The organism is Rufibacter ruber (assembly GCF_001647275.1).
Taxonomy (GTDB): Bacteria; Bacteroidota; Bacteroidia; order Cytophagales; family Hymenobacteraceae; genus Nibribacter; species Nibribacter ruber_C.
Genome location: NZ_LRMM01000096.1, coordinates 1 through 12,943, shown reverse-complemented (window position 1 = coordinate 12,943; position 12,943 = coordinate 1). Strand labels below are relative to the sequence as shown.

The following is a 12,943-nucleotide window of genomic DNA, read 5'->3' as shown; positions in this document are numbered from 1 at the left end:
CATCAAACCGGTGTCATGGCTGAAAACAGCGGTGGCCTGCCGCACCAGTGAGGCTGAGCCGTTGAGGTTGTATTTACCGCAGGCATTGTAAATGGCCAGACACTGAAAATCAAGCGTGTTTGCTTATTTTTTTGTAACTTGAAGTGAGCGGAAACTGGGGACTCTTCTATAGAGTTGAAAAATACGGGCTTCCTTTTCCGTAGGCCGCCTACTGGAGCCTGTTTCAATTTTTGGCTTAGTCAGCGCAGAGGGGCGGCAGTGTGAAGGCAGGTTCTGGCCATGAGGCCTTGCCGCCTGAAAGGCCAGCTGGGAACATATCTAAAATCACTTAAACAGAGCAAACATGAAGTGGGCATATAGCATTAAGCAGAAAACAAAGGCAGCTCTTCTGTTGGCAGTGGTCATGGTATTGGTGATTGCCAAGAATATGATGGATAGCCGCCACGTGTCACAGCTGGGTGATTCCTTTTCCTCTGTCTATGAAGACCGCCTGTTGGTGGAGAGCTATATTTTCCAACTGTCGGGGCATTTGTACCAGAAAAAGATGACAGTAGACAACTGCAGCAGCCAGGGGAACACCAGTGGGCTTCGCGAGAAAATAAGCATCCACAACGCGGCTATTACCACATTGCTGCATGCTTATGCGAAAACCAAACTCACGCGCGCAGAAGCCCAGTGTTTTGAGAAGTTTAAGCAGAATATGGCTGCCATCAAGCAGCTGGAACTAAGTTATTTGGCGGCACCCTCCGGTGGTCTGGCCAAGCGCCAGATGGATGCGCAGTATAGTCTGGCGGCGGGCAATCTGGAGCAGCTCTCCGGTATTCAGGTTTCTGAGGGTAAGGCCCTGAGTGACCAGACTAAGAGAATTATTGCAGGCTCAGCGCTGCTCACCCAGTTTGAGTTAGGGGTCTTGATCTGCCTGGGGCTAATGATCATTGCTATTGTGCTTGCCTCAAAGTCAATGATGCCCAAAAAGCCGCAGATGCCGTCTTTAAACTAACTATAAAGAGTCTAAAGCAGGAAGTCACCGCCAGATTTGTAAAGCAATAGGGACTGCTTTCCCCAACCGTTGGCAGATTACCGGTAGACGCTTCCTTTGTAGCGCTGGCCGTAGTTTCTTCTTTGGAAGAGGCTACAGCCAGCGCTAAACCTTTTAGCCGGTTTCCCAGCTATTTTCCCCCTCAAACCGGGAGGCGCAGTGCCATGCCGAAGCAGAAAGACAGACCACATGCCGCGGCAAGATTGCCTGCCGCAGCGCCGGGTGCTGTACTGAACTATTGGCCAGAGGCAGAGAAGCCTGTTTGTGGGCGGTCTTAAAGAAAGTAGCCTAAGAACATACCTTTCTGTTTTTGGCCTGTTTTTCAGGGAATAGCCCAAAAAGGGAAAGGTGCTTCTGGCTTCTGCTCCTGTTTTGGGGCTGTTTTGCTGAAAACTGCCCCAAAACGCAATTGCCTGAGACAGCGCTGAAAAAATTCAGGAAAATTTTCATTCGCCAAAAATCTACTGACACAGGGTTGTCACTGGGGCAGTATTTCTTTGTGGTATCATTAATACTGAAAGCTATGTCAGAAATCCTCACCACCCCCACCACCATCATAGGCTTGCTTGCCAGAGAATTGGAGCAGGAAGCCAAGACCACCCGCAAAATGCTGGAGCGCGTGCCCGCCCATCAATTTGACTGGCAGCCGCATGAGAAAAGCATGACCATGAAGAGACTGGTGACGCACATTGCTCATCTGCCTTCCTGGGTGGGCATGACCCTCACCACCAGTGAACTTAATTTTGCCAAGAACCCGTACCAGGAAGAGCAGATCACTAGCCAAGAAGAGCTTCTCAACTACTTTGAGCGCATGATGGATGACGGCCGCCACCACTTCGCCCATGGGTCTGATGACCAGCTAGATGAGCCCTGGACCCTGCGCGAGGGAGACCAGGTGTTCTTAACTTCCTCTAAATATGAGGTGTTGCGCATGACCCTGAGCCAGATCATTCACCACCGTGCGCAACTGGGCGTGTACCTGCGCCTGCTGAACATACCCATTCCGGCCAGCTACGGCCCCAGCGCCGACGAGATGGACCTTTAAGTACGAAGGCAAATTAAAATACACATGTAGTGCTCCTGAAAGGATCTAAGGGAGCAGACAGGGTAAGCTTTTAATTGACCGCCACCTCCGTTTGCCCCCCAGGTTTTTTTCAGGAGCACAGAGAGGAGAAGAAGGTAGGGTTGTTTCTGTCCAGGCACTTCAATCCCAAGTCATATAAAAAAGGAGGCTGCTTTCTTAGAGGCAGCCTTCTTTTTTGTGCGTGTTGCTGGGCGCCTTGCCGGCAGAGAGTTGGCTGTAACAAGGAACTATGCAGGCCGTTACCAGCGTTCACAGGCGAACGGGGAGCCATAAACAAGAGCTGGTTTATAGGAGATAGCAGGTATAGGTCTGGTGGCATCTCTGTTAACTTATTTTCTTCTGCCTATCTTTACAAAAAGCGTTGAGGGGGCACCCGTCAAAAAAAACAGTCATGAAAAATACAATTTCCGTTATTGTGGCAGCGGCCTTCTTCTGCCTGGTGGGGTGTTCAGAGAAAAAGAAGCAGACCGAAGGCTTTACCCCGCAGCCTATGAATTTCCCGTCAGCGGCAGCGGCCACTGATTCAACCGGTGCGCAGCCTGCTGCCGGCGCAGTGGCGGTAAATCCGCCGCACGGCCAACCCGGCCACCGCTGCGACCTGCAGGTGGGCGCGCCTCTGCCGTCAACGCCGCAGCCGTCTCCCGCCGTGACCACGTCTGCCCCGGCACCGGCCACGCAGGTAGTGACGCCCACTCCCGCGCCAGCACCTGTTACAACCGCTCCCGGTATGAACCCGCCGCACGGCCAGCCCGGCCACCGCTGTGACATTCAGGTAGGCGCGCCGCTGAAATAAGGAGCTGCTGCACCTGGTTGGTTGCCCTTGCTCCTGGCAGGTGGGGCGAAATCAGCCCAGGCCAACGGTTTTCTGTTTTGGGGCTGTTTTCTGAAAAACAGCCCCAAAACAGAAAAATCAGACCACGTAAGACAGCCTGAACTCCGGGATTTCCACGTTGCCGTAACCCATCTCCTCTAAGTCAGATTTCAACTGTTCCATGGTAGAAACTTCCCCGTGCACCAGAAAGATGCGCTGGATCTTTTCTTTGTCCTGGCAGTGCAGGAACTTGGCAATGTCGCCGTAATCACCGTGGGCGCTGTATTCTTTCATAACAATCATCTGGGCCTGCACGGCCACTTCCTCGCCGTGAATGAAGACCTTGTCTGCCCCGTTCATGAGTTTTCCGCCCAGCGTAGAAGGCTCGCAGTACCCCGTGATGAGCACGGCGCTGTTGGGGTCAGGCAGGTTGCTTTTGAGGTGGTGCTGGATTCTGCCCGCGTTCATCATGCCTGATGACGAGATAATCACGCACGGCTCATCAAACTGCACCAGCTCCTTGGAGTCATCTACCTCCGTGATAAAGTGCAACTGCGGGAACCCGAACGGGTCTGGGTCTTCTTTGATGTACGCCTGCATGGTTTCATTGAAGTGCTGGGGGTGGTCCCGCATCACGTCTGTGGCGTAGACAGAAAGCGGGCTGTCTACAAACACCTTCACGTCTTTGGGCAGGCGGCCTTCCTCGGCCAGGTAATTGAGCGAGTACACCAGCTCCTGGGTGCGGCCAATGCTGAACGCCGGAATAATCAGTTTGCCCTGCCGCTCTACGCACACCTCCTGCACAATCTTCTCCAGCCGGTCCTCGGTGTTCTCAATGCTGTCATGCACGCGGTTGCCGTAGGTAGACTCGCAGAGAATAATCTCAGCCTGCGGAAACTCCTGCGGCGCGTTCAGAATCCGGTTGTTGAAACGGCCAATGTCGCCGCTAAAGGTGAGGGTGCGCTCCCTGCCATTGTCTTTCAACCTGAGGTTGATGGCGGCGCTGCCCAGTACGTGGCCGGTGTCTGTGAACAGCAGCTCTATGTCCTCGTCTACCTGAAAGCGCTTGTCATAGGGCACCGTCTGGAACTGCTGCAGGGCCTGCTCAGCGTCTTCTTCTGAGTACAGTGGGCTGTCTGTGTCGCTGCCTTTGTTGCTTTCCTGAATTCTGGCGCTGTCTGGGAGCAGGAGGCGGCAGAGTTCCAGCGTGGGCGGCGTGCAGTAGATGGGGCCGGTGTAGCCGTCGCGCACCAGCTTGGGCAGCAGGCCGGAGTGGTCAATGTGCGCATGAGATAAAATGACACAGGTCAGGTTTTCGGGTTCAAAATCAAAGGCGCTGTTCCGTTCCTCGGTTTGGGCGCCCATGCCCTGGGTGAGGCCGCAGTCCAGCAGAATGCGCTTTCCGTTTTCCAGCGTGATGAGGTGCTTGCTCCCGGTCACCGACTGGGCGGCTCCGTAAAAAGATATGGTCATGTGAATAGGTTCAGATGTGGGTGGAGAGATAGTACGGCTGCCGCCGATGCTGGTTGTGCAAGTAGCTCTCTATGGCTTTGCCGAAAAGAGGATGGCTGTTTTGGGGCTGTTTTTCTGAAAACAGGCCCAAAACGCAACCGCGCCGTTCCCTCTCCCGGCGGGAGTGGCAGCTAGGGTAGGGGACAGCGGCAGCTATGGAATAATTCAAGTTATGAGTCTGTCAGGAGCAGGATTTTATTGATGGTCAGGATTGGGGAGCAGCGGCGGTTGGCACAGATAGTTGCAGGTCTGGAAGGCGCTGCAAGGACTCTGAACAAAGGCTGATGGTGTTCTGCAAGCGGTTTTGTAGAACTGGCGAACTGGCGCGAGACTTTAGTCTCGTGACGAAAGATGGTGCGAGTCTCCAGACTCGCCGGGAGCCACAGACACGTGTTCAAATCTTTGATTCACCTTACATGCCTGCTGCCAACGCCGCACGGCAATGCGCGGTTTCGCTGCGGGGCAGCGAGGGGAGTCTCCAGACTCCCGGCATCTATAGGCGCGAGTCTTCAGACTCGCGCCAGAAGAAGATTCCTGTTTTGGAGCTGTTTTTCTGAAAACAGCTCAAAACAGGAATCAAGGCTACAGGTTTCTTGGCTAGGCATTTCTGCGTACCTTTGCCCAGCTATGACAAACACTTTTCTATTTATAGCGCTCACGCCACCGTGACTTCTCTCACGTAAAGCCGTTCTGGCTTTGCTACTTCCTGTCTTACAATCCAGTTAAATTTATTTACGTTGCTATTGCTGTGCCCTAACAAAGTGAGTGATGGGGCTAGCCGTAGCGGTGTATCTTATCTTTTATATTGACATTTATAGAATGAAGCCATTTGTACGCTTATTTGATTTCAGCCAAAAAATAGATTATAAAATTGAGATTCTGGCCGGGCTCACGGTGGCCATGACCATGATCCCCGAGTCACTCTCATTTGCCATTCTGGCGGGTTTTCCGCCGTTGGTGGGGTTGTACGCCGCTTTTATCATGGGGCTGGTGACGGCGGTGCTGGGCGGAAGGCCGGGCATGGTGTCTGGCGGCGCTGGCGCTACGGCGGTGGTGTTGATTGCGCTTATGCAGAGCCATGGGTTGGAGTACGTGTTTGCAGCGGTGGCCTTGGCCGGGGTGCTGCAGATGCTGGTGGGCGTGTTCAAGCTGGGTAAATTCATCAGGCTGGTGCCGCAGCCGGTTATGTTCGGGTTTGTGAACGGGCTGGCGGTGATCATTTTCATGTCACAGGTAGAGCAGTTCAAGACGGTGGTGAACGGCGAGGTGAGCTGGCTCACGGGTAGTCCCCTCTACATCATGGCGGGGCTGGTGGCCCTGACCGTGGCCATTATTCTGTTGCTGCCCAAGATCACCAAGGCTGTTCCGCCGTCACTGGTGGCTATTCTGGTGGTGTTTGGCGTGGTGATGGGCTTTGGTATTGAGACCAAACTGGTGCGGGACATCGCCTCGGTGTCTGGGAGTCTGCCGCCGTTCCATATTCCGCAGATCCCTTTAACACTGGAGACGCTGCAGGTTATCTTTCCGTATGCGCTCATCATGGCGGGCGTGGGCTTGACAGAGAGTTTGCTCACCCTCAACCTGGTAGATGAGATCACCGGCACCCGCGGTAGCGGAAACCGTGAATCTGTGGCCCAAGGCGCAGCCAACGTGCTGAACGGGTTCTTCTACGGCATGGGCGGCTGTGCCATGATTGCGCAGACGCTGGTCAACCTTTCGGCGGGAGCCAGGGCCCGGCTGGCCGGAATTGTAGGGGCGTTGACCATTCTGGTGATTATTCTGGTGGGCGCGCCGTTTATTGAGCGCGTGCCCATGGCGGCGTTGGTGGGCGTGATGGTGATGGTGGCCATTGGCACGTTTGAGTGGATGAGCATCAGGATCATCAACAAAATGCCCCGGCATGACGTGTTTGTAGGAATTCTGGTGGCGCTCATCACCATCTGGCTGCACAACCTGGCGCTGGCGGTGCTCATTGGGGTGATCATCTCGGCGCTGGTCTTTGCCTGGGAAAGTGCCAAACGCATACGCGCCAGAAAGTACGTTGACGCCCACGGCGTGAAGCACTATGAACTGTACGGCCCGTTGTTCTTCGGGTCTGTTCAGGCCTTCACTGAGAAATTTGATGTGGCGGGTGACCCCGAAGAAGTGGTCATTGACTTCAAAGACAGCCGCGTGGCAGACATGTCAGGCATTGAGGCCCTGAACAAACTCACCGAGCGCTACCACCAGGCCGGCAAGAAACTGCACCTGCGCCACCTGAGCCCAGACTGCCGCCTGCTCCTGAAAAACGCCGAAGACGTCATTGACGTGAACATTCTGGAAGACCCGCACTATGCCGTGGTCAGTGATAAGCTGGCATAATTGCTGCCTCTCGTTTCTTGTGGATTCCCGTTTTGGAGCTGTTTTCAGAAAAACAGCCCGGAAACGGGAATTTTACTTTAGCTTATATTTCGCCTCTGAGAAGGCGTAGAGATGGGTTTCTTACACGTGCCTACGCAGAACCGCCTGCTCACAAAACCTCGCAGCGTCTAGCAGACCGGCGAGCGTCTGTGCCAACTGCCTTTGCAACAAAGTAACGCCAACTTAGAAGAGGAGCTGCCGGTAGCGCTTTGCGCACAACCAACCTCAGAAAATGAAAAGCCCTCCCGGGTTTCTGAAAACCTGGGAGGGCTGAAACTTCTTTCCGTTTTAGACCTGTTTTCGCTAAAACAGGCCTAAAAACGCTATTCATAAATGATGGGAACAGAAATTGCTAACCAGGGGCGGACTGCTAAATTTATTGCGTTTTGCTCCAGGCCAGCATTTGGGTGTACAGGTCTTCTATGCTTCTGGAAGGATTTTCTTTGTACAGCGCCAGAAGCTTCTGGTTGAAGGCCCCAAACTTGATAAAGCTTCGTCCTTTCTCCATCTGGCGCTCCATTAAAGGAAGGAAGGTGGCGTTGTCTTCTGCTGAAAAGGTATCTAAGCAATAAAGGGAGTACACCGCCCACGTCATGTACTCATTGAACACAGTGTAGGGCGAGCCGTAGGCACTGGTCCCGTTTCCTTCGGCAGCCCACTTTTCCCGGTCAGAAAACACCTCGTTTATTTGCCGAATGTAGGTATCTGACATGGGGTTCACAAAGTTGTGGTCAATCTCTGTAAAGACTACGCGCGAGGCGAGCATCTCATTGACCTTGGCATTGTACTGGGCAACTGGCTCTGCTCGGCACACAAACATTACGGTTTGGCCGAACCCATTGTCTTCAAAGCGTTGGGTAGAGTGGGCCCCGCCCACCAAAGGCGAGAACGTGACGCGGTAACTGCCATACTTGGTAGGGAACTTGGCCTCCAGCCACGTCTGCATCTGCTCCATTGGGTTGAGGGAGCGGTACGTCTGGAGCAGACTGCCGTAATACGGCTGGTGCTTCTGGTAAAACGCTCTGAAGTTAGACTTCCTGGCGAAGTCTTCCACCAACGCCAGGTTTGCCGCCATGGGGTCTGCCTGGTTATTGAAACCCATCTTCCGGATGATGCCTTCGTTCCTGATGTGTCCCTTTTTGTCAAAGACATACGCGCAGGCGTTCATCTTCAGGGCATAGTAGTACCAGTAGCTGTCATTGTCAAAAGGTTTGGTGATGTGCCGGTTCACCACCTGCATGATAGGGTGGTTTTTATACGGGGCGAAGTAGGCCATCACTTCTTTGTAATAGGGCGTGGTCATGTCTACCATGTTAGAATCCTGTTGCCCAACGGTAGAGAGCGCCACCAGCACATTGGCCAGCTCATGCACCTCCGGGATTTCTACGGTTGACTTGCCTTTGTGCGCCTTGATGTATTTTTTGGTGAAGTTGACATTTTTGGGCGTGCCTACTATCTCTGTGAGGGCTTTCTCACGGCCTTTCTGCAGCACGTAAAACTGGAGCGTATCACCTGCCTTCACTTGGAAGGAAACAGAATCTACATCTGTGACAAAGGCCACTTTCATTACTTTCTGTTTGCACTCTACTTCCAGCCGGTCTGGTTTCAGGTCAGGTGAGATTCTCCAGCCCGGGTTCCGGTCTGTGTTGTTCAGCACATAAGTGATGGTTTCCACATTGGAGTGCAGAACGGGCAATTCTTTCTTTTTTTGGGCGTGGCCGGTCACCAGACCAAGTGTGAGCACCAGGCCCAGGGCAGATTTAAAGACTGTTTTCATTTCTTCGATATTTACTTTTGATGGGTACCTGACGGTGCAGCTGCTTTGCGTTTCCTCCTGTCTTGGGCGAAAGCAAACGCTCACGTATCTGGGTTTCTGTTTCCGGGCTGTTTTTCAGAAAACAGCCCGGAAACAGAAACTTGTAAGAAGGCACAAGCAGAACCAGGCAGGTGGAACTCTTTATGGGCAGGGAACAGGTTCAGAATTACAGACGCGAGGCCAGCTTTTGTCCTTTCAGGTGTTTGAGGGCCTGTTCCAGCACCGGGTCTTTCTTCTGGATGTAGTCTTTGAGCGTTGATTTTACTGTGATGTCTGGTTTCACCCCGTAGCCTACAAACTCCCGCCCGTCTGGATAAGTGTCTTTCTTGGTGCATACCCTGGCAACGGCGCCACCGGGCAGGTCAAAGAGGAAAGGCTGTCCGGTGCTCCCGAAGGAGTTTTCGCCCATCTTGGTCATGTGCTTCTGGTTGTCGGCGTAAATCAGGAAATCCTCTGCCGCTGAGGCGGTGTTGTGACCTATGAGCAGGGCAGTGGGTACTATCACTTTTTCGGCTGGGTTTACCTGATTCCGGTAGGGGGCATAGTCAAAGGGGTAGAAAAGTTTGTCCTGGTAAGAAAGCAGGGATTTGGTTGTCCAGGCGTTGCCTACGGTGTCTTTGGGCGTGGCAAATTTCCCCCACGCCTTGAAAGAAGCCAGGTGCTGACGGGTCATATTCCGGGAGCCGTACAGTAGGGTGTCAGGGGTCAAGTAGTCCAGTATCTGCCGACCTATGCCGGTGGAGCCGCCGCCGTTGTAACGAAGGTCAATGATTAAGGCTTTGGCTTTGCGCAGCTCAGGCAGTTTCTCCAGAAACAGTTTGTTAATCTCTGGGTTTGAGAAACTGTTCAGCGCCACATAGGCCGTGCCGTTGGGGTACCACTTGAAATCCAGTAGTTTTCGGTCTTCAAAGGCCGGATACACTTCCTTTTCCAGCGTTTTCTCATGGGTTAGCGTGAGCGCCTTTACTTTGCCGTCTGGGGTTCTGAATTTAACGTGGTAGGATTCTCCTTTGAGCCCTTGCAGGAGGTTGTTGATGGCAATATCCATTAGCACGTAGTCAGTGGAGGAGGAGATGTAGGGCAGTACCTGCTGTTTCAGGTAGTCGGCGGTGGGGGTTCCGTTTACCTCCATCACCTCGCTGCCCAACGGCAGTTCATTTTTAATGCTCAGGTTGGTTCTGGTGACAATGGCTTTGTTGTCTACATTGCTCAGGAAAATTCTGTATTTCCCAAACATGTTGGTGTACAGCAAGGTGTCTAAGCTTTTTGGGAAGTAGATATTGGTGTGGCCGTCTTTCAGCAAGGCGCAGAACCGCTGTAGCTCCCGGTAATAGGCATAGTCATTGGGGGTGTGCTGCACCTTGGTGATGAGGTCTTGGTAGGCACCGTCCCACTGGGCCCGGTCTACCTTGTCCAGGTACACAAAGTTATAGTTCACCTCTTGCCAGAATTTAGAGAGGCCGTACACTTTCTGGGCAGGAGTGAGAGTGTTGGGGATTTGTGCCTGGGCATCAAAGGCAAGCAGCACGAAGGCAAAAAGCAGGTACTTTTTCATGGGAAGGGTTTAGTAAAGGGTATTCAAAATCTATTCTGTGCGCAGCGACCGTACCGGGTCTGCCACGGCGGTCTTGATAGCGTGAAAACTCAGGGTGACCATGGCAATGATGAACGTGGCGATGAGGGCCGCCGCAAAAATCCACCAGCTCAGGTCCGTATGGCGGGCGTAGTCTTCCAACCAGGAACGCATCAGGTACCAGCTCAGCGGCAACGCGATGAGGTTGGCCAAGAGCACCAGTTTCAAAAAGTCTTTGCTGAGCATCATGACAATGCCGGCTACTGAGGCCCCTAATACCTTCCGGATGCCAATCTCCTTTTTGCGCTGCTCTGCCGTGAACAGGGCCAGCCCAAACAAGCCAAGGCAGGAGATGAAGATGGCAATGCCGGCAAAGTAGTTGGTCAGCTGCCCTATCACGCTCTCGCTGCGGTACATGCGTTCAAACGTGTCATCCAGAAAGTGGTATTCAAAGGGGAACGCCGGGTTATACTTTTTCAACAATGCTTCTGTGGAGGCCAGCACAGTGGGCGTTTTACCTGGCGCTACGCGGGCAAACAGGAAGTTGGCTTGCCGGGGAGCCAGCTTGATGATAAGCGGCATGTCATTCACCTGCATGCTTTTGGATTGGAAGTTTTTCACCACCCCCACAATCTGCCCTTGCTGGTCCCACATGGTCAGGCGTTCACCTACCGGGTTTTTCAGCTGCATGAGCTTGGCCGCTTCTTCATTGATGAGGTAGTTTGCCGTATCAGTGCCAAACTCCTTGGAGAAATCGCGCCCTTCCTTCAGCTGCATGCCCATGGCTTTCAGGTAGCCGTAGTCCACGTGCATATAGTCAATCAGAATTTCGGCACCGGGTTCTTTGCCGCGCCACTCCACGTTACTGGTGTTAGAACCCAATTGCAGCGGGTTGTAGTCAGAAGCGGTCACGGCCATGACACCGGGAATTCGCAGCATTTCCTGCTTCACCACCTCATAGTTAGTGCGCAAATCACCTTCTATGGGTATAGACACCATGTTCTGGCGCTGCAAGCCAATGTCTGAGGTGCGTATGAAGTGCAACTGCAGGTACACCACCAAGGTGCTCACAATCAAAAGGGCTGAGAGCACAAACTGGAACACCACCAGCCCCTTCCGGAACAAGGTAACCCGGTCATTCAGCTTCACAGTGCCTTTCAATACCACTACCGGTTCAAAAGAAGACAAAAAGAACGCGGGGTAACTGCCCGAAATAATACCGGTCACCAGCGCTACACCCAACAGCATCAAGAGCAGCTGGGGGTCTGCAAGGTTGAATTCTACGGCTTTCCCCGTCAAGTCATTGAAGGCAGGCAAGAGCACCCCCACCAGGTTGGCGGCTAAGAAGAGGGCCAGGAACGCGATCAGGATAGACTCTATCATGAACTGCCCCACCAATGAACCCTTGCTGGCTCCAATGGCCTTGCGTACGCCTACTTCTTTCGCGCGTTTGGCGGCGCGGGCGGTGGCCAAATTCATGAAGTTGATGCAGGCAATAATCAGGATGAACACCGCCACTACAGAGAAGAGGCGCACGTACATCACCAGGCCGCTATTTGATTTCCCCTGCCGGAAATCTGAGTACAGGTGAATGTCTTTCACCGCCTGCACAAAAAAATCGGTGTCCCGTTCGCCTTTGTCGCCTTTCTTTACAAAGTGTTTTATCTTCTGGTTGAAAGCCTCTGGATCAACGCCCGGCTTAAGCTGCAGGTAGGTGAGTATGCCATAGCTGCCCCAGGTCTTAAGGCTTTGGTTCTGCTGCAAAAACTCTTCAAACGGGAGCACATAGTCAAACTGCAGAGTAGAGTTGGTGGGCACAGAGGCCATGACCCCGGTCACCTTATAGCTTTCCTGGTTGTTCAGCTTCAGCAGCTTGCCCACGGCTTCTTTGCTCCCGAAGAATTTCAGCGCAACGCTGTCACTGATCACAACAGACTTGGGGTGCCGCAACACCTGGCCCGCCTTGCCCTGCAGCAGCTCAAAAGAAAACGCCTCAAAGAAGGTGCTGTCGGCGTAGATGCCCGATTCTTTAAATTTTCGGTCGCCATAGCTGAAGAGGGTCTGTTCGCCCCAAGTCATTCTGATGGCCCGTTCCACTTCCGGCAGTTCTTTTTCCATGGCTGGCCCCAAGAGTCCGGGTCCGGCGGGGGTGGTAAGGTCGTCGGCTCCGGGATAATGCTGTTCGCCTACCACGCGGTACAAATGGTCTATGTTTTGATGAAACCGGTCATAGCTCAGCTCGTCCTGCACCCATAGCAGAATCAGCACGCTACAGGTCATGCCCAGTGCCAACCCGAAGACGTTGATGAGGGAAAAAACTTTATTCCCCATCAAGTTTCTAAAGGCCATTTTCAGGTAGTTCTTATACATAGGAAGTAGGCTGGAAGTAGGTTCAAACGCAGGGCAAGCAACGCTCAGGCGGTTCTTGCTTCTTTTTTCAGGTAGATGACAAGAAAAACAAATGCCATTTATGCATAAGGATGGTAGTCAATAAGTTATGATTTAGCCCTGCTTGTCACCTGTACGCTTCTGATACACATTCTCATGCTACAGCTGTGCGCTAACGTGACAAGGCATTTTCCCTGAATGATGGGCGTAGAAAACTATTCAGCGGGATTTAGTACCTTAGAAGTCTGTTGCACATGAATCAATAAGTTGGTCTTACAGTGGAGAAGTCTGTTTTCGGCCTGTTTCCCAAAACAGGCAAA

8 protein-coding genes are annotated in these 12,943 nt (G+C 52.9%); 4 read left to right on the top strand and 4 right to left on the bottom strand.

Annotation, left to right across the window (positions count from 1 at the left end; translation table 11 throughout):
* The first annotated feature begins 343 nt into the window (after positions 1 to 343).
* From A8O25_RS20800 to A8O25_RS20790, 3 genes are all read left to right on the top strand, one after another.
* Entirely contained in the window at positions 344 to 1,000 is a 657-nt protein-coding gene (locus A8O25_RS20800) for an MCP four helix bundle domain-containing protein (RefSeq protein ID WP_066839324.1), read from the top strand.
* 562 nt (positions 1,001 to 1,562) lie between these two features.
* Complete coding sequence (locus A8O25_RS20795) at positions 1,563 to 2,084, top strand: DinB family protein (RefSeq protein ID WP_066839329.1); 522 nt, start codon at positions 1,563 to 1,565, stop codon at positions 2,082 to 2,084.
* A 430-nt stretch (positions 2,085 to 2,514) separates the two neighbouring features.
* The gene (locus A8O25_RS20790) at positions 2,515 to 2,916 is read left to right on the top strand and encodes a hypothetical protein (RefSeq protein ID WP_066839323.1); all 402 of its coding nucleotides are present in this window, start codon (positions 2,515 to 2,517) and stop codon (positions 2,914 to 2,916) included.
* Positions 2,917 to 3,033: 117 nt separating this feature from the next.
* Here the strand turns inward: A8O25_RS20790 and A8O25_RS20785 are convergent, their stop codons facing one another.
* Positions 3,034 to 4,407: an MBL fold metallo-hydrolase RNA specificity domain-containing protein gene (locus A8O25_RS20785; protein WP_066839321.1), complete on the bottom strand. Its 1,374-nt coding sequence runs from the start codon at positions 4,405 to 4,407 to the stop codon at positions 3,034 to 3,036.
* Between the two features lie 858 nt (positions 4,408 to 5,265).
* On the opposite strand from A8O25_RS20785, the gene A8O25_RS20775 reads away from it, so the two are divergent.
* Positions 5,266 to 6,807 carry a SulP family inorganic anion transporter gene (locus tag A8O25_RS20775; protein ID WP_066839327.1) on the top strand — a complete coding sequence of 514 codons (1,542 nt, stop codon included), beginning with the start codon at positions 5,266 to 5,268 and terminating at the stop codon, positions 6,805 to 6,807.
* Positions 6,808 to 7,222: 415 nt separating this feature from the next.
* Here A8O25_RS20775 and A8O25_RS20770 read toward each other — a convergent pair whose 3' ends face one another.
* From A8O25_RS20770 to A8O25_RS20760, 3 genes are all read right to left on the bottom strand, one after another.
* Positions 7,223 to 8,623: a DUF4932 domain-containing protein gene (locus tag A8O25_RS20770; RefSeq protein WP_082893805.1), complete on the bottom strand. Its 1,401-nt coding sequence runs from the start codon at positions 8,621 to 8,623 to the stop codon at positions 7,223 to 7,225.
* 205 nt (positions 8,624 to 8,828) lie between these two features.
* Positions 8,829 to 10,217 carry a S41 family peptidase gene (locus tag A8O25_RS20765; RefSeq protein ID WP_066839317.1) on the bottom strand — a complete coding sequence of 463 codons (1,389 nt, stop codon included), beginning with the start codon at positions 10,215 to 10,217 and terminating at the stop codon, positions 8,829 to 8,831.
* Positions 10,218 to 10,247: 30 nt separating this feature from the next.
* The gene (locus A8O25_RS20760; protein WP_066839315.1) at positions 10,248 to 12,605 is read right to left on the bottom strand and encodes an ABC transporter permease; all 2,358 of its coding nucleotides are present in this window, start codon (positions 12,603 to 12,605) and stop codon (positions 10,248 to 10,250) included.
* Positions 12,606 to 12,943: the final 338 nt, after the last annotated feature.

Bases quoted from the DNA above. Each gene is read 5' to 3' on its own strand.
- A8O25_RS20800 (WP_066839324.1), top strand. From the start codon at position 344: ATGAAGTGGGCATATAGCATTAAGCAGAAAACAAAGGCAGCTCTTCTG.
- A8O25_RS20795 (WP_066839329.1), top strand. From the start codon at position 1,563: ATGTCAGAAATCCTCACCACCCCCACCACCATCATAGGCTTGCTTGCC.
- A8O25_RS20790 (WP_066839323.1), top strand. From the start codon at position 2,515: ATGAAAAATACAATTTCCGTTATTGTGGCAGCGGCCTTCTTCTGCCTG.
- A8O25_RS20785 (WP_066839321.1), bottom strand. From the start codon at position 4,407: ATGACCATATCTTTTTACGGAGCCGCCCAGTCGGTGACCGGGAGCAAG.
- A8O25_RS20775 (WP_066839327.1), top strand. From the start codon at position 5,266: ATGAAGCCATTTGTACGCTTATTTGATTTCAGCCAAAAAATAGATTAT.
- A8O25_RS20770 (WP_082893805.1), bottom strand. From the start codon at position 8,623: ATGAAAACAGTCTTTAAATCTGCCCTGGGCCTGGTGCTCACACTTGGT.
- A8O25_RS20765 (WP_066839317.1), bottom strand. From the start codon at position 10,217: ATGAAAAAGTACCTGCTTTTTGCCTTCGTGCTGCTTGCCTTTGATGCC.
- A8O25_RS20760 (WP_066839315.1), bottom strand. From the start codon at position 12,605: ATGTATAAGAACTACCTGAAAATGGCCTTTAGAAACTTGATGGGGAAT.